The sequence below is a fragment of the Paraburkholderia sp. FW306-02-B genome, assembly GCF_058782725.1.
The window spans coordinates 2,871,182-2,890,129 of record NZ_JBYSXZ010000001.1 but is presented as its reverse complement, the minus strand read 5'-3'; the positions used below and the strand labels follow the sequence as shown (position 1 = coordinate 2,890,129).

16 protein-coding genes are annotated in these 18,948 nt (G+C 64.2%); 5 read left to right on the top strand and 11 right to left on the bottom strand.

Annotated elements, in window-relative coordinates; translation table 11 throughout:
* The first annotated feature begins 135 nt into the window (after positions 1-135).
* On the top strand, positions 136-831 hold the full coding sequence (rpiA, locus tag AC3WOG_RS12820) for a ribose-5-phosphate isomerase RpiA (protein ID WP_492578341.1): 696 nt from the start codon (positions 136-138) through the stop codon (positions 829-831).
* 44 nt (positions 832-875) lie between these two features.
* Here the strand turns inward: rpiA and AC3WOG_RS12815 are convergent, their stop codons facing one another.
* Positions 876-2,159: a glycosyltransferase gene (locus AC3WOG_RS12815; protein WP_492578340.1), complete on the bottom strand. Its 1,284-nt coding sequence runs from the start codon at positions 2,157-2,159 to the stop codon at positions 876-878.
* A gap of 168 nt (positions 2,160-2,327) precedes the next feature.
* Between AC3WOG_RS12815 and AC3WOG_RS12810 the strand changes: the two genes are divergently transcribed.
* From AC3WOG_RS12810 to AC3WOG_RS12800, 3 genes are read left to right on the top strand one after another with little or no spacing between them, the layout of a single operon-like run.
* Entirely contained in the window at positions 2,328-3,542 is a 1,215-nt protein-coding gene (locus tag AC3WOG_RS12810; RefSeq protein ID WP_492578339.1) for a glycosyltransferase family 4 protein, read from the top strand.
* 30 nt (positions 3,543-3,572) lie between these two features.
* Positions 3,573-3,731 carry a type II toxin-antitoxin system HigB family toxin gene (locus AC3WOG_RS12805; RefSeq protein WP_492578338.1) on the top strand — a complete coding sequence of 53 codons (159 nt, stop codon included), beginning with the start codon at positions 3,573-3,575 and terminating at the stop codon, positions 3,729-3,731.
* Complete coding sequence (locus tag AC3WOG_RS12800; protein WP_492579789.1) at positions 3,728-4,150, top strand: helix-turn-helix domain-containing protein; 423 nt, start codon at positions 3,728-3,730, stop codon at positions 4,148-4,150. Before AC3WOG_RS12805 ends, AC3WOG_RS12800 begins: the two co-directional genes overlap by 4 nt.
* Positions 4,151-4,286: 136 nt before the next feature.
* Here AC3WOG_RS12800 and AC3WOG_RS12795 read toward each other — a convergent pair whose 3' ends face one another.
* The 10 genes from AC3WOG_RS12795 to AC3WOG_RS12750 all read right to left on the bottom strand — a co-directional run bounded on the left by AC3WOG_RS12795 (position 4,287) and on the right by AC3WOG_RS12750 (position 17,986).
* The gene (locus AC3WOG_RS12795; protein WP_492578337.1) at positions 4,287-6,692 is read right to left on the bottom strand and encodes a polysaccharide biosynthesis tyrosine autokinase; all 2,406 of its coding nucleotides are present in this window, start codon (positions 6,690-6,692) and stop codon (positions 4,287-4,289) included.
* Positions 6,693-6,715: 23 nt separating this feature from the next.
* Positions 6,716-7,918, bottom strand: a complete 1,203-nt coding sequence (locus AC3WOG_RS12790) for a polysaccharide biosynthesis/export family protein (protein ID WP_492578336.1) — start codon at positions 7,916-7,918, stop codon at positions 6,716-6,718.
* A gap of 41 nt (positions 7,919-7,959) precedes the next feature.
* Positions 7,960-8,913 carry a glycosyltransferase family 2 protein gene (locus tag AC3WOG_RS12785; protein ID WP_492578335.1) on the bottom strand — a complete coding sequence of 318 codons (954 nt, stop codon included), beginning with the start codon at positions 8,911-8,913 and terminating at the stop codon, positions 7,960-7,962.
* A 2-nt stretch (positions 8,914-8,915) separates the two neighbouring features.
* Positions 8,916-10,301, bottom strand: coding sequence for an undecaprenyl-phosphate glucose phosphotransferase (locus AC3WOG_RS12780; protein ID WP_492578334.1), 1,386 nt, complete (start codon positions 10,299-10,301; stop codon positions 8,916-8,918).
* 34 nt (positions 10,302-10,335) lie between these two features.
* A complete protein-coding gene (locus AC3WOG_RS12775) occupies positions 10,336-11,070 on the bottom strand; it encodes a Crp/Fnr family transcriptional regulator (protein WP_006048767.1) in 735 nt (244 codons plus the stop codon).
* A gap of 628 nt (positions 11,071-11,698) precedes the next feature.
* Positions 11,699-14,266, bottom strand: a complete 2,568-nt coding sequence (locus AC3WOG_RS12770) for a glycosyl hydrolase 2 galactose-binding domain-containing protein (RefSeq protein ID WP_492578333.1) — start codon at positions 14,264-14,266, stop codon at positions 11,699-11,701.
* A gap of 31 nt (positions 14,267-14,297) precedes the next feature.
* Positions 14,298-15,359, bottom strand: a complete 1,062-nt coding sequence (locus AC3WOG_RS12765; RefSeq protein WP_492578332.1) for a DUF1839 family protein — start codon at positions 15,357-15,359, stop codon at positions 14,298-14,300.
* On the bottom strand, positions 15,356-16,432 hold the full coding sequence (locus tag AC3WOG_RS12760) for an amino acid--[acyl-carrier-protein] ligase (protein ID WP_492578331.1): 1,077 nt from the start codon (positions 16,430-16,432) through the stop codon (positions 15,356-15,358). Before AC3WOG_RS12760 ends, AC3WOG_RS12765 begins: the two co-directional genes overlap by 4 nt.
* 1 nt (position 16,433) lies before the next feature.
* Positions 16,434-17,738, bottom strand: a complete 1,305-nt coding sequence (locus AC3WOG_RS12755; protein WP_492578330.1) for an acyl-CoA dehydrogenase family protein — start codon at positions 17,736-17,738, stop codon at positions 16,434-16,436.
* Positions 17,735-17,986, bottom strand: coding sequence for an acyl carrier protein (locus AC3WOG_RS12750; RefSeq protein WP_492578329.1), 252 nt, complete (start codon positions 17,984-17,986; stop codon positions 17,735-17,737). Before AC3WOG_RS12750 ends, AC3WOG_RS12755 begins: the two co-directional genes overlap by 4 nt.
* Before the next feature lie 333 nt (positions 17,987-18,319).
* On the opposite strand from AC3WOG_RS12750, the gene AC3WOG_RS12745 reads away from it, so the two are divergent.
* On the top strand, positions 18,320-18,853 hold the full coding sequence (locus tag AC3WOG_RS12745; protein WP_492578328.1) for a GNAT family N-acetyltransferase: 534 nt from the start codon (positions 18,320-18,322) through the stop codon (positions 18,851-18,853).
* The last annotated feature ends 95 nt before the right edge of the window (positions 18,854-18,948 follow it).

Sequence of the window (18,948 nt, the reverse complement as noted above, 5' to 3'; positions counted from 1 at the left end):
CACGATCCGCGCTGGCGCAAACCCCGTCCTTTTAGACTTGTTTCCACGCTCTTTCCCGCGCATCTACCCCATCAATCCGGCGTTCGCATGCGACTCCGGTAAACTTGTCGTTTTCACTGCTCGCCAGCATTTCCTATGACCCAAGACGAACTCAAGCAACTGGTCGGCCAGGCCGCCGCCGACTACGTGAACGCCAACGTGCCCGAAGGCGCGGTGATCGGCGTCGGCACCGGCTCCACCGCGAACTGTTTCATCGACGCGCTGGCTGTCGACAAGGCCCGTTATCGCGGCGCGGTGTCGAGCTCGCTCGCCACCACCGCGCGCCTGCAATCGCACGGCTTCAAGGTGTTCGACCTGAACGAAATCGATTCGCTGCCGGTGTACGTGGACGGTGCCGACGAGATCGATCACAGCGGCGCGATGATCAAGGGCGGCGGCGGGGCGCTGACGCGCGAGAAAATCGTCGCGTCCGTGTCGGACGTGTTCGTCTGCATCGCCGATGCAAGCAAACGCGTCGACGTGCTCGGCAACTTCCCGCTGCCGATCGAAGTCGTGCCGATGGCGCGCACCGCGATCGGCCGCCGCGTCACGGCGCTCGGCGGCGTGCCGGTGGTACGCGTGACGAAAGAAGGCGTGCCGTTCATCACCGACAACGGCAACGAGATCCTCGACGTCAAAGGTCTACGGATCAGCGACCCGCGCACGCTGGAAATGCACATCAATGCATGGCCGGGCGTGGTGACGGTGGGTCTGTTTGCCGGCCGCGGCGCGGATTTGTGCCTGCTCGGCACCGATACCGGCGTCGAGACCATCGAGTACAGCAAGGGCTAACCAGGTCTAAGCCAGGTCTTTTAGCAGCCGCGCGCGAGTTTGTTTCAGCGCGCGGCTTGCGCGATGGCCTGCGTCATCCGTTGCAAATACTGATCCACCGAAAACGCGTTTTGCGCATCGGCGAGCGCCTGCGCCGCGAGGCGCTGCGCGAGTGCCGGCTCGGCGCGCAACGCTTCGATCGCCTCGGCTAACGCGGCCACGTCGCCGGGTTTCACCAGCCAGCCGTTCTGACGATGCCGCACGATCTCGGTCACGCCGCCGGCGGCCGCGGCGATCACCGGCCGCGCCGCCGCCATGCCTTCGACGATCACCCGGCCGAACGGCTCGGGTTCGGTCGAGGTGTGCAAAATGACGTCCATCGCTTTCATCCATGCGGGCACGTCGTCCTGAAAGCCTGCGAAGTGCACGCGATCCGCAATGCCCAATTGTTCGGCCTGCTGATGGAGACGCTGCGCGTACGCGTCCTCGCCGAATAGCGGCGCGCCGACCAGCACCAGATGCACGCCGGGCAGCCGCGCCAGCGCGTCGAGCGCAATGTGCTGACCTTTCCATGGCGCGAGGCGGCCGAATAAACCCGCGACCCATGCATCCTCAGGCAAGCCCAGACGCTCGCGCAGCGCGGCCGTATTCGCGCCGTCGACGCGGCTGAATGCGCCCGCATCGATGCCGTTGTAGATGACAGGCACCGTATCGGGCGCGACGCCCGTCAGCGCCGCCAGCGACTGCGCCGACGCCTTCGAATTCGCCACGACCTGATCGACCGCGACACGCACCAGCCACTTGACGACGCTCAATTGCACACGCCCGAAGTGCTCGCGCGTCAGGATGTCGTGCTGATACCAGATCACCGGTTTGCGATGCAGCGGTTTGCCGAGCGCGCCGAGCACCAGCGCCTTTTGTGTGTTGAGAAACAGCACGTCGAAGTCGCGCGCCCGCGAGGCGATTGCGCGTACCTGGCGCAGGATGCCCGGCACGGCGCGCAGGCAGTTCAAACCGGAGCCTTGCCGCACGATACCCGACACGCGCGCATCGTTCAGCACCTCCACACGCGCGCCGAGCGCTTCGAGCCGCACGCGAAACGGACCGTCGGAGAGCAGCACGACCTGGCTGCGCGAGGTGCAGCTTCCCGCCAGTTGCAACAGCGCGAATTCAGCGCCGCCGAGCTGGCCGCTCTGATCGACGAACAGCACGCTCGGCATCGCGGGCGCGAGCGTTGCGGGTGTCACGGATGTCACGGGTGTCGAAGGTGCAGCGGGCGTATCGATCAAAGCTGGCTGAACCAGCGGCAACGAATGGGCAAGTGGAGAGACGTCGATCGTCGGGCGCATAGGAAGGCGAAGTAATTGAGTGCGCCACTTCGCAGGAGGCGAATGGCGAGTCTTTATTATTCGCGGACTGTCGGGCCCCGAATGTGGGCATGCGCACGCACAGCAAACGAAGCGCCACATACACTCGATCCTATGGCTACGGGCCGTTTTTTGATAGGTAACGAGATTATGAAAGTGGCGATCGTGCACGACTGGCTCGTCGCGCCCGGCGGGGCGGAGAAAGTGCTCGAACAGATCATTGAGTGCTTTCCCGATGCCGATCTTTTCAGCCTCGTTGATTTCCTCGAAGACCGCAGACCCCTCGGCGGCAAGCCCGTCACAACCTCGTTCATCCAGCGCCTGCCGTTTGCGCAGCGCCGCTATCGAGCGTATCTGCCGCTGATGCCGCTTGCAATCGAACAGTTCGATCTATCGACTTACGACCTCATTATCAGCAGCTCCTATGCGGTAGCCAAAGGCGTGCTGGTCGGCCCCGATCAGACGCACGTGAGTTATGTGCATTCACCAATGCGCTACGCGTGGGATCTGCAACATCAGTATCTGCGCGAAGCGAAACTGACGCAGGGGCCGCGCTCGTGGGCAGCGCGCGCGCTGCTGCATTATCTGCGCGGCTGGGATTCGCATTCGGCGAACGGCGTCGATCGGCTGATCGCCAATTCGCAGTTCGTCGCGCGCCGCATGATGAAAACTTACCGGCGCGATGCGGCAGTGATTCCGCCGCCCGTCGACGTGCACAGATTCGAAATGTGCACGCGTAAGGAAGACTTTTATCTGACCGCCTCGCGGATGGTGCCGTATAAGCGCATCGATCTGATCGTCGAAACCTTTACCGTGACGCCGCACCGCAAGCTGATCGTGATCGGCGATGGTCCGCAGATGGCGGCGATTCGCGCCAAGGCCGGTCCGAATGTGACGATTCTCGGCTATCAACCGTTCACGGTCCTCCGAGATCATCTGCAACGCGCGAGAGCTTTCGTATTCGCCGCCGAAGAAGATTTCGGCATCGTCGCGCTAGAAGCGCAGGCATGCGGCACGCCGGTGATCGCGTTCGGCAAGGGCGGGGCGCTCGAAACGGTGGTGCCGGTCGGCAAGGCGCATCCTACCGGCGTATATTTCGCACGCCAAACGGTTGTGTCGATGCTCGATGCGATCGACCGCTTCGAACGCCAGCGTGAACAGATCACGCCGGCTGCGTGCCGTGCGAATGCCGAACGCTTTTCGGCGGCGGTGTTCCGGCGCGCCTTCATGTGCGAAGTAACGCGCACGATCGCGGCGGCGGGCGAGCGTCCACGGGTGGCGATGGAGCGGATCGATCACGAACTCACTGCCGAAGAACTCACCTGGCCGGGCGACGCGGTGCAGGAAAATCTCTGGGGACGCTGACGCAAGACGAGTTCGATCGCGTTCGCCGGCGTGGACTACGTGCCGCCGCTATACACAGTGTTCGATGTGGGTGGCAACCGTTACCGGATCGTCGCGGCGATTCACTACAACAGGCAGTCGTTATTCGTTCGTCACGTATTGACGCATGCGGAATACGACCTTTGGACGAGGAAGAATTTAAAGTCATGAATGCCGATCGCCTCCCGGGAGCTTTTCCCGACATCGCTCAGGCCTGGGCTGCGCTGCAAACCCAGTTGGCCCTCACACCCATTCGCAGCGAGCAGGATTATCAGAAGATGGTCCGGCTGGCCAACGAACTCTCCGACCACCTGAACGGCAACGAGGAAGACCCGCTTGCCGATCTGTTCGCGATCGTCACCGACCTGATCGGGAGTTGGGAAGCAAACAACGTGACGATCCCGAAAGCGGAGCCGCGCGAGGTCCTGCGGCATCTGCTGGAAACGCATGGGCTCAAGCAAAAGGATCTGATCGGAATCGCCTCGCCCACCGTGGTAAGCGATATTCTTGCGGGCCGCCGCGCGATCAGCAAGAAGGTCGCGAAAGCACTGGCCGTGCGTTTTCATACCGACGTCAGCGCGTTTCTGTAAGAGCGGCGCATACCGCCGCGTCGATCTCACATCAACCTCGCTTCGTATCCGCTCGCATAAACCGTGTGCCAGTGCAAAAAGGGGCTGCGCCTTGATCAGGCGCAGCCCCTTTTCGTTAGTACAGTAGCTGTACGATCTATTGTGGCGGTTGCGGAGCCTGAGGATTGAGCGGATCGCCGGCGGAGTAGGTGTACGCATACGCGTAGTCATACGTGCCGTTCCTGTTGCGGCTCTTCAACGGCACCGCATTCATCACGCCGCCAACCACCCGGGCACGCGCGCGCCGCAGTTTCTTCAGCGCATCGGTCACGTTGTGCTCGGAGTGCATGCCGGCACGCATTACCAGCACCGTCGAGCCGGCGATATTGGCGACCACCGCGGCATCGGCAACGGCCAGTAGCGGCGGCGTATCGACGATTACCAGGTCGAACTCCTGCTCGAAGCGCGCAAGGATTTCGCTGAAGCGCGCCGACGTCAGGATCTCGGACGGGTTCGGCGGATAAGCGCCCGCCGCGATGAAGTGCAAGCCGTCGACGCCCGTGGCGCGAGCCGCGACTTCCAGGTCGACCTGGCCGGTCAGCAGTTCGGTCAAGCCGCCGTTGGGCGAGCGGCCGAAATATTGCGCGAGCCGGCCGCGCCGCAGATCGGCGTCGATCAGCAGCACGCGCTTGCCGGACTCGGCGATCAGCGCAGCGAGGTTCGCGCACAGGAAACTCTTGCCGTCCGAAGGCGCCGGGCTCGTGATCGCCACCACCCGGTTGGGCGCATCGACCAGGCCGAATTGCAGCGTGGCGCGCAATCCGCGCAAACCTTCCACGGTCATATCGTACGGATGGGTCTTCACCAGCAGCGAGCGCATCGGCGTCCTGGCCGACGGGATGACGGTTTGCGTGCCGACCGGCACGCGCGCGCCCTTGGCCGCCGCCGTGCGCGGCCGGATCAACCGCTCGATGCCGGATGGCGTCGCGGACAGGGCCTGCACTTCGGTCGGCCGCGAGCTCGGCGCGGGCAGGGCCGCGCCGCGCGCAGCGCTCAACAGCCGGTCGCTGCGCGCCTGTTCCGGGCTGAAGGTGATCGAACCGAAGATCGGCAGCTGGAAGCGGCGTTCGACGAACTCCGGATCGGACACGCCGGTAAAGAACGTGCGGCGGCAGAACGCGAACAGAATGCCGGCGATGATGCCAAGCACCGTGCCCGCCGAAATGATCAGCGCCGCCTTCGGACGCACCGGCTGGGACGGCAGCAAGGCCTGATCGATGATATGCACGTTGCCGATCGTGCCGGCACGCGAAATCGACAGCTCCTGGGTTTTGTTCAGCAGCGCCACGTAGATTTCTTCGGCAACCTTCGCATCGCGCTGCAAGGCGAGGGCGTTGCGCTCGGAACTCGGCAGCGTCGTGAAGTGCTGTTCGAAGCGCGCCTTTTCGCTTGTCATCGCCGCCAGTTGCGCGTCGACCTGCTGCACTTCCGGGCTCTCCGCGGTGAAGCGCTGCAGCAGTTGCGCACGCATGATGCGCAGCGACGCAATCTGCTTTTCGTAGTCCAGACCGCCGGCGAGGTACACCCCGGCTTCCTGGGTCGGCTGGAACGAACCGACCCGCGACTGGTATTCGGACAGCGCGGTCTCCGCCTTTTTCACCTCGGTACGCAGACGCGGCAGTTCGCTGTTCAGGAAGCTCAGCATGCGGCTCGCTTCTTCCTGCGCGCGTTCGGTGCGCTGCTTAAGATACGACGCCGCCACCGCGTTGGTGATCGCGGTGATCGCGTGCGGGTCGGTGCCCATGTACGACAGCTGCACGACGCCGGTTTCACGGCCTTTCTCCGACACCTGCAGACCGGACGAGAGGGTGGATACCGCATCGAGCTGGTTGAAGCGCGTGACGTAGAACTCGGTGCCCGGACGCGCCACCAGTGTCTTGACGAACAACGTGACGTCGTTGCCGCTCGCCTCCTGGCCGGCCGCGCCGGTCAGGATCCGTTCGCCGAACGAGTCGATCAGTTCATAGCGTCCGTAGTCGAGCACGCGCAGTGTCAGCTGCGCGCCTTCGAGCGACTTGGGCACCGTGATCGAGTTGACCTCGAACTGCTCGCCGCCCCACGCATAGGAGCGCATGCCGAACGCCGCGCCGAGCGGACGGCCCGGATGCGTGAAGAGCGCGGAGATCTTGCCGAGCACCGGCATGGTCTTCGGCACCACGCTGAAGTTCAGCTTGAATTGCTCGACCACTGGCTCGACCACCGCGCGGCTCTTGATGATTTCGATTTCCGCCTCGGTGTGCGTCGCGCCGATCGACGGCATGAGCGCAAGCATGGTCTGACTCGGCGTGGCGTTGGCGTTCTGCGCTTCGACCTGAAGCAGTGCGTCGGCGGAATAGATCGGCGTCGCGATCCTGGTGTAAATCACCGCGGCCAGGATGACGCAGCCGGCAATGCCGATCACCCACCCGATCTGATCGACGATGATGCGCAACAAGTCCCGCATGACCGCATCCTCGTCGCTGCCCGGCGCCGGTCCGTGGTCCAGCATGTCGTACGTACTCATATAGATACTCCGTAGCGATCGTTTTACTTGGACAACTGCCATGTGTAGAACAAGGTTTGCAGGGTCGGCGTGATCTGTTCGAGTGCGCGGTTAAAGCGGGCGGCGCTCGAGACTTGCACGTACACCACATCCTTGGGCTGTAGTTCGAACTTGGTCATCAGCATCAACGCGTCAACCTGCGTCATGTCGAGCTGATAGACGTCGGGCGTGAGCGTCTTGTCGGCGCCGCGCACCACGTACACGAAACGCGGGTCGCCGGTTTTGACGTCGAGGCTGCCGGCGCCGGTCAGCGCGTCGGCGAGCGTCAGGCGGCCGCGGTTCATCGGCAGCGAGGTCGGCTTGTTGACCTCGCCGAGCACGAAGACGCGGCTGTTGGAACGGTCCGGCACGTCGATGATGTCGCCGTCTTTCAGCAATACGTTCTGTTGCGGATCGCCGGTTTCGAGCAGCGCGGCGACGTCGACCGTGTAGCGCTTGCCGTCGCGCGTTACGCCGACGTTTTGGAGATCCGCGTCGGCCAGTGCGCCGCCCGCGCGATTGATCGCGTCGAGCACGGTCAGCGGCGTGTCGGTGATCGCTTCCGAAGCGGGCGTGCGCAGGTTGCCGGTCACCTGCACCGACTGACTGTTAAAGCCCGATACGCGCACGTCGAGTTGCGGATTGCGGATCGTCCTGGACAGGCCCTTTGTCAGTTCCTGCTGGACCTGCTGCGCGGTCATGCCGACCACTTTGACGCGGCCCACGCGCGGGAAGAAAATCGTGCCGTTATTGGCGACCCGCACAGTCAGGCCACCTTCGCCGCCGCCCGTCGGTGTCGGCGCGATCGGTGTCGCGCCTTGTGTCTGCGTCGGTCCCGGCGACGGCGCCGTGCCGCTGCTGCCCGCCGGCAGAGGCGGCACACCGGCCGCCGCGCCCGAGCCGCCGCCCGTCAGTTCCGGGTGATCCCAGACGATGATGCTCAGCTGATCGCTGATCCCCAGGCGATAGTCATACGAGCTGCGCGTTTTCGACGTCAGGCACTGCAACGGACAGACCGCCGGTACGGCGGCCGCGCGCTGCTGGCGAAAATAGCCGACATCGATCGCGCGAACCGGAAATTTTTCCGCGGTCTGTTGCGGCGGAGGGGGCGGCTCCAGCCGTTTGGTGTCCAGATAAGGTCCTGGCGCCAATGAGCATGCGCATAGAGATGCGGCCGCGAGCCCTGCGGCAATTGTTTTGATATTCATTTTGTGGTCCCTCGCGTGAAACGATGCGCTGATCGGATCGGTCAGCGTGCCGCCTCCTGCCATGCCCCGCGCATTGCGCGTAAACCGACTCGCCATTTGCGAAGCGCGAGCGCCACGCCGCCGCTCTCGAACGCCAGCGACAATGCGCGCAGGAACCCCGGGTCCGCACGATCGCCGATCAGCGTCGAGTAAGCGACGAACGCCCATCGGCCAGGCGGGCTCAGGTATTCGCACATGATGAGTCGGAGATTGAATGACGCGTTATAGAAAGCCGCGTCGTTGAATGTGTAACGCTGGTCCTCGTCGCTGCGCTGGGCCGGGAAGTGCTCCACCAGCAACGACGGGTCATAGATCAGGGTCCAGCCGCGCCGCTGCACGTCGAGGCTGAAACCCATTTCGCAATGCACCTGCGCGCCGGTGCCGCGCAAGCGCCCGTCGAAACGCAACGTGCCGATCGCCTCGCGGCGAAACGCCATGTTGACGCCCTTGAGCACCTGCACTTCGCGCGCCGCGCCATGGCCGATATGGTGATTGCCGATGGCGCGGCCATACCAGCGCACCAACCCCACGAGCGGCTTCTGCCCCTGCAGAATGCCGTTGCGTTCATGCACGATGTCGCGTCCGCCCAGACCGCCGAGCGACGCATCGCTTTCGAAGGCGAGGGCGATCCGCTCGATCCAGTCGGGATGCGGCGCGGCGTCGTCGTCGGTGAAACAGAGCACGTCGCCGGTGGCGCTTTCGATACCCAGGTTGTATGCGGCGACCACGCCCGGCGTGCGCACCAGCACGATCCACAGGCGCGCGTCCGGCCGGTTCGCTTCGCGAGTGCGCAGCCAGTCGAGCGTCGTGTAATCGTCGTGACGTGCGATCACGATCACTTCGTCGGCGCGGCGCTGCTGTGCGTCGAGTGCCGCGAGGCAACGCGCCAGATCGGCGGTGCGCCGGTAGGTCGGCACGATCACGGAGACTTTCACGAACGGTTCTCGAAGTGGCATGTTCAAAATGCGTTCCGGTTGATAAAGCCTTTGAAGATCGTGATGAACACGATCTTCATGTCGAACCAGAACGACCAGTTGTGGATGTAGAAAAGATCGAACTTGACGCGCGTCTCCATCTTTTCGACCTTGGTGGTGGCGCCGCGATAGCCGTTCACCTGCGCCCAGCCGGTGATGCCCGGCTTGATCCGGTAGCGGTACATGTAGCCGTACACCTGATCCTTGTAGAGATCGTCGTGCTCGAGCGCATGCGGGCGCGGGCCGACCACCGACATCTGGCCGAGCAGTACATTCAGGAATTGCGGCAGTTCGTCGAGGCTGGTGCGGCGCATGAAGCCGCCCAGCTTCGTCACGCGCGTGTCGTTGCGCGCGGCCTGCGTGAGCTGTCCATGCGCTTCGTGATGCACGGTCATCGAGCGGAACTTGTAGATCGCGAACGGCTGGCCGTCGACGCCCTTGCGGGTTTGCCGGAAGAACACTGGTCCCGGCGAAGTCAGCTTGATCGCGATGGCGAGCACGATGAAGACTGGCGCCAACGCCAGCAACGCGAGCGCCGCGAACAGCCGGTCGAAGATCAGCTTGGGCCACATCTGCGGCGGCGAGAATGGCGTGGCGCTCAGATTCAGCGTCGGTAAACCGACGACATCGACCAGCGCGTGGTTGAAAAGCGAGAGGCTGCGCACGTCGGGAATGAATCGCAGATTGACGAAGTCATGCCGGAATGTTCGCGTGAAGCGATAGATCGTATGTTCTTCCGAAAGCGGCAACGCCAGCCACACTTCATTCACGTGCTCGTCGCGCACCTTGGCGGCGAACGCGTTCAGATCGGTCAACACCGGCAAGCGGTTCAGGCGCGCGCCGAAGGTGCCGGACCCTTCGACGCCGGTGTCGAATACGCAGACCGGTTTGAAACCGGCTTGCGGCGCATGTTCGAGATGCGCGAGCAACGTGCGCGAGAAGCCTGGCGCGCCGACGATCGCAACCGTGCGGAAGTTCATGCCGCGCCGCCGCACGCTGCGCAGCGCCACATGCACGAGGCACTTCGTGACAATGATCAGCGCGCCGGAAATCAGCGTCGAGTAGCCGAACCATAAGCGCGACAGCGCGTCCATCCGGTGCAAGGTAAACGCCAGCACGACGGCGGTGGCGACCACGACCAGCCACGCCGCGCCCACGCGTGCCAGCATTGCCGGCAGTGATTTCCCGCGCCACGTTTCATACACGCCGAAGCCGGGAAACAGCAGCAGCACGAGTACGCAGTTGAAGGCGATCAGGAGACGCTCGGTGTCCGTCAACGCGATCGGCGTCGAAAAGCGCATCCAGTGAGCGAGCAGTCCGCCAGCGATCACAAAGAGTGCGTCGAGACATCGGGCAGTATTCCTAAACATGGTGATCTACCGGATAATCAAAAGAATGCAGCGCTTACTCGACGGTTTCAGCCTGACGCAGGCGCGGCAGAAGTCGGTCGAATTCGCGTTTGACGAGGCCATAGCATTCGCAGGCGCGCGCTTCGAGGCCCTTGCGGTCGAGCACCTTGATGTGGCCGCGGCTGTGATGAATCAGGCCTTCGTCGTGCAGCTTGCCGGCCGCTTCGGTGATGCCTTCGCGGCGCACGCCGAGCATGTCGGCGATCAGTTGCTGGGTAACCGTCAGATCGTTCGAAGCGACCCTGTCCACCTCGATCAGCAGCCACCGGCACAGCTGCTTGTTCAGCGCGTGGTGGCGATTGCAGGCAGCCGTTTGCGCGACTTGCGTGAGCAGGGCGTGCATATACAGCAGCATCAGGCGGCGCAGGAAATCGGAGCGGGCGAATTGCTGCTTGAGCGCCTGTGCGCTCATCCGGTACGCGAAACCGGCGCATTGGACCTGCACGCGGTTCGGCATGGTTTCGCCGCCGGTGAGCACCGGCACGCCGGTCATGCCTTCGCGGCCGACCGCGGCGATTTCGACCGAGCTGCCGTCTTCCATCGTCGAGAGCATCGAGATGATCGCCGTGGTCGGGAAGTAGACGTGATGGATGCGCTGGCCGGAGTCGCACAGCAACTGCTCGGTACGCAGATGGACCAGTTCGAGGTGAGGAGCAAGTGCTTGCCATTCGTGGGACGGCAATGCGCCGAGCAAATGGTTGCCATGCAGGTCTGATTGAAGTGTCAACATGATCGGTCCTCGCGTGAAGCCACGCGCCGCGCGACTCCTGTTTTTTGATCCGATGCCTGCATCCATTAAGACAACGAGCTGCCTGGCGAGCAGCGAAGGACGAGCAGGAACGGCCCCGTATTGGCCTGATGCGTCACCGCCGTTCTTGTCGATCTCGTCGCGGCGACGCCGTGTTGCGCTATCTCTTTAGCGAGGAGCGTGCCAGCCGTCGGGAAACCGAGGGCTGATGCGGTGCAGCGAAGCTGGCCTTAGCGGTGCGCGAAGCGAAACGTGCCTTTTTGTTTCAAATATGTACAGCGCATCTCACTCGGCGGAGGGGGCAGTCCGGTATTTTTGTTCGGCTCAAGTCCTTGACCAGATTGGCTTAGCTGCCGCTGCGAGCGTCTTTCCGGGTGGCGTCGCAGGTATGAAACAGCCTTTGCAGGCGTGTTGTAGAGGGGCGTCCCGGATGTGCCGGAATTGATTCAGTTGTGTTCCATACATTGCGTACGGTGCCATACGGATCGCTTTTCTGGCGACGGGAAAGTCGCAAAAAAACCGACAGTGATGCATGAAAACAAACAGGCGAATACGCGCGACGCGAGGCTTCAGGCGTATTGCGAAGGGAGGGCTAGCTCAGAGGTGACAGTCAACCGTAGAACGTGGCGGAAATCGCATTGATCGCACGCACTTCGCCGGCGGGCGCCGCGCATGTTACGTCAGCGTTAAACACCGGGTTCGATGCAGACGCAACGAGTTGAGCCGCGGGGATGAGCGGCACGATCACAGGGCGGTTCGGCGGCAGATGGAACCAGTCGTGCGCGGCCCGGTAATGCGTGTCAACGGTATGAACGAAGCGCGCGAACCGCTTTGCTTCGATGACGAGTTGCCAGCTGTCGCCGGCGCGCTCGGCAGTCACCGTCAAACCCAGCTCGTGGCATTCGCTGACGCGCCGTTCCGGCAGATGAAACGCTTCCGTCAGAATCCGGCCGCTTGCCGGATCGCGCAGTGTCGCAATCGTTACATCATGCGCGCGCGGGCCGAAGCGATACGCGTGCGTGAAGTCGATGAACTGGCCGAGGCACTCCGCCGCGCCGATACGCTCCGCGCTGTGCGGCGCCAGCTCGACCACACGGCTCGCGGACGCTACCTTGACGCAACCGTCGCGCAGGCACACCAGATCCAGTTGCGCTTGCAACGGTTGCGCACGCTCGTTCAGTAAATGGATAGCGAGGCCGTTGAGGCCTTCGTCGGTGATAACCAGCTGCACGGGCTGCAGTGTCTGCGCGAGGCCGTGCCAGACACTTTTGGGCCGTCCTGTGGCGTCGATCAGACCCCAGCCCGCGCCGGGCCGCAGATCCTGAAACTGCCAGACCAGGGCGCCGCCGCATGGCGAGCCGGCGCTGCGCCACTCGGCGAACACGTCGCTCATCAGTTCGGCGACCACCGCGCGCGACAGGTCCAGATAGCGTTGCGGGTCTTCGTAACGCAGCCGCGCCGGTTCGACACCATATAGCGTCTGAAGGTAGTGGTCGCGCACGTCGTCGAAATCCCAACCGGCGCCGGGGTCGCGCGGCACGGCGGCCTTCCAGCGCGGATCGTGCATGTGCATCGTGCCGAGCGCGTCGTGCAAGGTGGCGTCGTCGGGCACGTTGGCGAACGCGAGGCACTCGGCGGCGAAGCGCACCTGTGAGCGGCGCACGTCGTCGAGCGGACGCTGATAGGCGCCGACGCCGTAGTAATGCGTGATGCCGGTATTAGTCGAAAACGGCCAGACGCCGCCTGAGGGCGAGTTGCTGACGTACGGTACGTCCGGCCGCTCGCGTGCCGCGATCGCCGGCAACTGCCCGGTGAACAATGGTTGCGTGCGCATCGAAGCCGGCAGGCCCAACATGACCGCCTGCTGGTCGACTTCGCTGCCGCCGCACAGCACCGCGAGCGACGCGAAACGCCGCGTGCGGGTCAGGAACTGGCTGGCTTCGCGGTCGATCGACGCACTGAAAGCGGCATCGGTCGGGTAGTCAAAATTCGCCAACGCGAAGTCTTGCCAGATGAGGATGCCGTATTCGTCGGCGAGCGCGTAGAACGCATCCGACTCGTACACCATGGTGCCGCCCACGCGCAGCATGTTCATTCCCGCCGCGCGCGCGAGTGCAAAAGCGTGGCGCAATTGCTCAGCGGTGCCGCCCAGGGTAACGAGATCCGCGCTGGTCCAGCAGGCGCCGCGGCAGAACACCGGCGTACCGTTGACGCGCAGCGCGAAGCCCGCACCGTCCGCGCCATGGTCCACTTCGATGCGGCGAAAGCCGACCGATCCCAATACATGGGTTATCGGGCGCTCGTCATCGAGCTGCAACGTCAGAGGATATAAAGTCGGTGTGCCGTGCGTATGCGGCCACCAGCGTTCGACCTGCGGCACGCGCACGCTGCCGGTCAGCGTATAGGCATCGCGCCATTGCAAAGACGAAACAAACCCGCCGCAATTCAGCGAGGCGCAGCTCGCCGCGCTGTCGTGCGGATGAACAAAACGTAGCGTCAGCGTAACAACGCCGTCGTCGCCGGCGAGGCGGCTCACGAGATCGACGGTGTCGAATGCGTCCGGCGCATCGCTGAGCAGTTCGACCGGCCGCCACGGGCCGACCGCTTGCACGGGCGGACACCAACCGGGCATATGGCCGAGCAGGGTGGTGCGCAGGTTGCGCAAGGTCGGCGGCGAAACGAGACGTGGCCGCCAGCGCGCGCGTGAGCGTTTTTTCGCCAACGCCGGCGTGAGAGAGCGAAAGCACAGGGCGAGCGTCGCGCTGCCGTGCAGTTCGATGTCGAGATCGTGCGCGACGAACATCGAATCGGAATCGAGCCGCCTGGTGCCGTCGAGCCAGACCTCGGCGAGCGTCGCGAGCCCGTGCAGACGCAAGCGGCGTTTACCCGTGCCTGTCAGCGTCAGCCGGTACCAGTGATCGTCGAAAGCGAGCGGCGGCGGATGGGCGGCGTCGAAGAGGCCCGCCGCACGGCGCGCGCTCGCCACCGTGCCGGGCACCGGCGCGTCGAGCCAGCCGTCCATGGGTAAGTCGGCGGGCGACGCACACGCGCCCGCCGGCGTGCTGACGCACTGCCAGCCCGTGTCGAGCCGCTCTGGCCAGAGATCCTGTGCCGCTAACTCGACAGCGGTCCCAGTCGGGCCGGCGTCAGGCTCTGCGTCGGTCGTCAGTGCATCCACGGCGAGTTCCTGCAGCTAGGGCGAGTGTGCGTCACGACACCAGGGCGGCGAGTGGCGGCAACGTCTTTTCGTAAGCACTTTCCAGCGTATCGAAGCAGTCTTCGCACAAATCGCGGCGAGCGCGCGTGATCGCCCGCACAAGCCGGAACTGCATCACCATCGACTCCGACGCGATGCTTTGCGCCGCGGCCGGGATCGACGCCGGAATCTTGAAGCCCTGGCTGGTGAGCCACAGCAGATACTTCGACAAAAACTCGAAGTTCGCGCCGAGCTGCCGCATCAGGTTGAACGAGTACGGGTGAAAGAACGCCTCGCCGCGTTCGAGCAGCGTCTCGAGATGGTCGGGAAACGCGACGCGCCACTGCGAGATCGGATTGCTCAACGGCCGCCGGCTTAGATGCGCGCACAACAATTCGGCCGACGCGTCGGCAAGCGCGGTGCCTTCCAGCGCGGGCCGCGCCTGCTTGGCGAATTCGACATAAGGAAACAGCAGATCGGGCTGCCGCGCGAACTGCGGCAGCTTGCGAAACACGCCGTCGTAGTCTTCACCGTCGAGCAGGTGATAGCCGGTGTTGTGGAAATAACCGAGACGGCGCGCGGCCGGATCGATGAAGTCGATGCCCACGGTGGTTTTCGGATGCTCGCGCCGATACGACGTGGCACGCGTATTCGGCAGGTAGTAGCCGTCTACTTCCACGAGCACCGTATGGCCGCGCAAGGTTTGCGCGAGCACGCGGGCTTCGAGCGAGTCGTAGATCGCGAGTTCCTGCACCTGGGTGCCGTACAGCCGCTCGAGGTCTTCGAGCGGGAATTTGAAGAACGTGAACTGATCGCCTTCGAAATCCTGCGTGACGGTGAAGCCGAACGCCGCGCGCGGATCGAGTCCGAAGCCATGCAGCAACTCGATCCACAGGTCGACGTAGCAGTTGGTCTCCTGCCATACGCGATCGCCCTGGTGCAGCGCGTGCGGCGCATGCTGGCGCAGCGACGCCGCGCTCGGGACCGCGGGGCCCTGAGTGCGCGGGTCGAGCCGTGCGAGCGGTGGAAAAGCGGACGGCACGCCCTTCAGTTGGGACGAGGGAGACGACCTCATGCGCTGTCTCCGGCACCCGGTACAGGCGCGGCGGGCAGCGCCCGTGCCTCGTGCGCCTGCGCCATGCCGTACGCGACACGCGCCTGGGTGTCGCCCCACAGCAGCGCGCGCACCTCGTCCGGCCACGCGTTCACGTCGAGCCCATGATGGCGGAATAACGCTAGCGTGATGCGTTCCATGCCGAAGCCGACGCAACCCGTATGCGCGACCGTACCGTCTTCGCAGGCGATCTTCCAGATCGCGCCGAAGTGATCCATGTGATAGTTGAACGACAGGCAGGCGGTCTTGCTGTCGGCGTTCGCCACCGGAATCAGCAGTTCGAACTTGAGCGCCTGGGCACGCTGGCTATCGGCGACGATCTTGCCGCCGCGGCCGAAGAACGGGTCGTTGGCCAGATCCACCTCGACCGGCAGTCGCAGCAGCGTAATCAGCAGCGAGCCGCGTTCGACCCACATCTGCCGGAACGCCATCACCTGTTCAGGCGTGCCGAGGCGCACGTATTCGCGCTGACGGAACATCTGCATCCGGCCCGGATCGAGCGACGGTTCGTGGCGGAAGCAGTACGACAGCACGTCGATGGTGCGGCCGTTGGCCGGCAGCGGACCGCGCCGCGCCATCACCGGATAGATTGGATAGCAGGCGGCCGGCGTCAGCACGACGCGCGTCGGTTTTTGCTGGGCCATCCATGCTTCGCCACGCTCGTCGTCGCGTTCGCTGATGGCGTCGTCGAGCGCGCGCAACAGGCGCTGATGACCCATATCGTTGCCGCAGAACGAGTGGATCGTGCCGGCGAGATTCGGGAAGCTCTTCAGATATTCGCTGTCCTCGAAGTCGGTGCGGCGCATCGCCGGCGGAAAGCGCAGCACTTCCGGCTGCTGGTCCGCGCCCAGATGCGTGATCGCGACATTCAGGCGATCCACCACGTCTTCGAATACCTGGCTGCGGCCGTACAGGCCGTTTTCGCCGGTGTCGATCAGGAGCCCCGCGGCCAGCAGTTCGTCGCGAAAGCTCGGCGTCGCGCCGGTTTCTGGCAGCGCAGCGGCGAGCGCGGCGGTCTCGGTCATCGTGTTCATCTCAGGCTCTCCCCGGTGCGGCAGGACGCTGTGCAAGCAACAGGCTGGCGGTGTTCTGCGCGATACGGTCGTTGTTGATCATCAGCGGCGCGGAGTACAGGTCGCGCAGATGGCGTCCCACGCTGTATTCCGTGCCGTTCTTGTAGCCGGCCATGCCGCAGATCATCAGCACTTCCTGCACGACTTGCAGTGCGGTGGTCGAGATGCTGGTCTTCAGCGTATTCATGTCGGAGGCGAAGCCGAGCATTGCCGAGAGCGGCGCATCGGCCTGGCAGGCGCCGTGTTTCGCGTGATGCGCGGCGCGCGCCGCTTCGAGCGCCACCGACAGGCGCGCCTGCATCATCTGCAGCAGACCGACTGCTTCGGCGAGGCGCAAGCCGGCCGGCGGGATCGAACCGGGCTTCGAGCGTGCCTGCGCGCGGAAGAACGCCTTCGCGCGATTCACCGCATCGCTTGCCACGCCGGTCCATACCGAGGCCCACAGCGTGTGCGACACCGGCAGCATGGTCTGATCGGCGATATCGGCGAAGGGGGTGGGCAGGATCTGTTCGGCCAGCCCCGTGGCGACGAGCCGGAAGCCCTCGCTGCAGGTGCCGCGCATACCCATCGAATCCCAGCCGCCGCGCTTTTCCAGTTGCGTTTGTTCGCGTAACGCGACGATCAGCACCTGGTCGGCCGCGGCCGATTCGGCGGTGCGGCGCGCGGTGACGAGAATGCCGTCGGCGTGCGCGCCGTACGAGATCGTCGGCGCGAGCTTTTCGATGCGAAAGCGCTTGTTGGTGAGCTTGTTGCTGGGCTCGTCGTCGAGCTCATCGTCGATTTCAACCGCGCAGGCGCTGGTGCGCATATTGCCGCCGATGGTTTCTTCGGAGGTCGCCGAAGCCAGCAGCCATTGATGGTCGACCAGTTGTGCGAGCAACTGCCGATGCCATGCCGACTCGCTGCCGTGCGCCTCGATGCAGGCCACCTGGATCTGGTGCATCGCGTACACCATCGCGGTGGACGCGCAGCCCTGCGCGAGCGTCTCGCAGATCGCGCCGACATCCGCGAGCGAAAGACCGGCGCCGCCGAAACGGGTCGACACCATCGCGGACAGCAAACGTTCGCGCCGCAGCGCGTCGAAAGCCTCGCTGGGAAAACGCGCTTCATGGTCTACCGCGTCGGCGAACTGCGCGGCCACCGCCGCGCAGCGCTGCGTCGCGGCGCGCCAGCCGGGTTCGGCTTCCACCGCGCTCAGCACGACCGGTGCGGCGGCGGGTTCCTCCGGCGCGGCTGAGGCGGCCGCGTCCAGCAGCGGGGCGTTCATGCTGCTGCCTTCGCCTGTTGCAGTTCGGTCACCGCGGCGGCCATCGAATCGATGCTGGAGAAGAGCCGGCGCGTCAACATGCGGTCCGGGATTTCAATGTCGAATTCGTCTTCGATGGCCAGCATCAGATGCACCGTCGCCAGCGAGGACAAGCCTGCGGCGTAGAGATCGGCATCGTCTGCCAGCGTGTCCGGCAGGACGTCGAGACGTGCCGATTCGGAAAGGATGCGTCGCAATGCTGCTTTCATGGTGAGGGCCCCTTTGTTGGCCAACTATCTCTCGAAGTGCCGCTTGACTGATAAAACGAACCGGCCCCGTCGTTTTTGCGGTGTTGGTTCGGTGTGTCTCGCTGCGCGTATCCGGCCGCCCCAAGGTTGCATTGAAGACTCGCGGTGCGGCCGTGTCCGGACGTCTCGTATTTAAAGAGTGTCAAAGTCCAGCGTCAGTGCGATGGCGCACGGAACCACGCGTATTGCGGACGTACCGTGTAGCCATGACAACGGGCCGGCGTGTCGAGCCGGCCTATGAGGGCGGGCTCATGAAGTCTGCTTCGCAAAACCTGGAAACCGCTGGGGAACGTGATGAACTGGAAAACGCTGGAATTCGAGCAGCTCTCGGCGCGCGAGCTTTATCTGATTTTGCGGGCGCGTAGCGCGGTCTTTGTGGTCGAGCAATCGCATGTCTGTCTCGACGCCGATGGCCGCGACGAGCGTTCGTTGCATGTGTTCGCGGTCGAGGACATGGCGCGTCCGATGCCGATCCTCGCGTATGCGCGCCTGCAACCCGGTGACGCGGAAGATCCGGAAGTCACCATCGACAAGGTGCTGACGAGTCCGCTGCGGCGCGGCGACGGCACCGCCGAGCTGCTGATCGAACGGGTGCTGCAGGCGATCGCCGAGCATTGGCCGGGACACGCCGCGCGCGTGGCGGCGCCGGTCGGCTTGCGCGATTTCTACGAGCAATTCGGTTTTCGCAAGACGGAAGGGCCGTATCTCGAGCATGGCGTGCCGTTCATCGGACTCACGCGCCAGTTGCGCGGCAGCCAGCCGTTATTCAGCGTACGCCGCCGCGAGCGCGACGGCATGGCGGGCATCAACACCTTCGAGTTGTTGTGATGGCGCGTATGCTGGTGACCCCTTCCAGTGCGAAGGCGGCGCTGCCGCCGCTGTCCTCACCGCCGTCTCCACCATCGTTGCCACACGAAGCGCCG

Bases quoted from the DNA above. Each gene is read 5' to 3' on its own strand.
- rpiA (WP_492578341.1), top strand. From the start codon at position 136: ATGACCCAAGACGAACTCAAGCAACTGGTCGGCCAGGCCGCCGCCGAC.
- AC3WOG_RS12815 (WP_492578340.1), bottom strand. From the start codon at position 2,159: ATGCGCCCGACGATCGACGTCTCTCCACTTGCCCATTCGTTGCCGCTG.
- AC3WOG_RS12810 (WP_492578339.1), top strand. From the start codon at position 2,328: ATGAAAGTGGCGATCGTGCACGACTGGCTCGTCGCGCCCGGCGGGGCG.
- AC3WOG_RS12800 (WP_492579789.1), top strand. From the start codon at position 3,728: ATGAATGCCGATCGCCTCCCGGGAGCTTTTCCCGACATCGCTCAGGCC.
- AC3WOG_RS12795 (WP_492578337.1), bottom strand. From the start codon at position 6,692: ATGAGTACGTACGACATGCTGGACCACGGACCGGCGCCGGGCAGCGAC.
- AC3WOG_RS12790 (WP_492578336.1), bottom strand. From the start codon at position 7,918: ATGAATATCAAAACAATTGCCGCAGGGCTCGCGGCCGCATCTCTATGC.
- AC3WOG_RS12785 (WP_492578335.1), bottom strand. From the start codon at position 8,913: ATGCCACTTCGAGAACCGTTCGTGAAAGTCTCCGTGATCGTGCCGACC.
- AC3WOG_RS12780 (WP_492578334.1), bottom strand. From the start codon at position 10,301: ATGTTTAGGAATACTGCCCGATGTCTCGACGCACTCTTTGTGATCGCT.
- AC3WOG_RS12775 (WP_006048767.1), bottom strand. From the start codon at position 11,070: ATGTTGACACTTCAATCAGACCTGCATGGCAACCATTTGCTCGGCGCA.
- AC3WOG_RS12765 (WP_492578332.1), bottom strand. From the start codon at position 15,359: ATGAGGTCGTCTCCCTCGTCCCAACTGAAGGGCGTGCCGTCCGCTTTT.
- AC3WOG_RS12760 (WP_492578331.1), bottom strand. From the start codon at position 16,432: ATGAACACGATGACCGAGACCGCCGCGCTCGCCGCTGCGCTGCCAGAA.
- AC3WOG_RS12755 (WP_492578330.1), bottom strand. From the start codon at position 17,738: ATGAACGCCCCGCTGCTGGACGCGGCCGCCTCAGCCGCGCCGGAGGAA.
- AC3WOG_RS12750 (WP_492578329.1), bottom strand. From the start codon at position 17,986: ATGAAAGCAGCATTGCGACGCATCCTTTCCGAATCGGCACGTCTCGAC.
- AC3WOG_RS12745 (WP_492578328.1), top strand. From the start codon at position 18,320: ATGAACTGGAAAACGCTGGAATTCGAGCAGCTCTCGGCGCGCGAGCTT.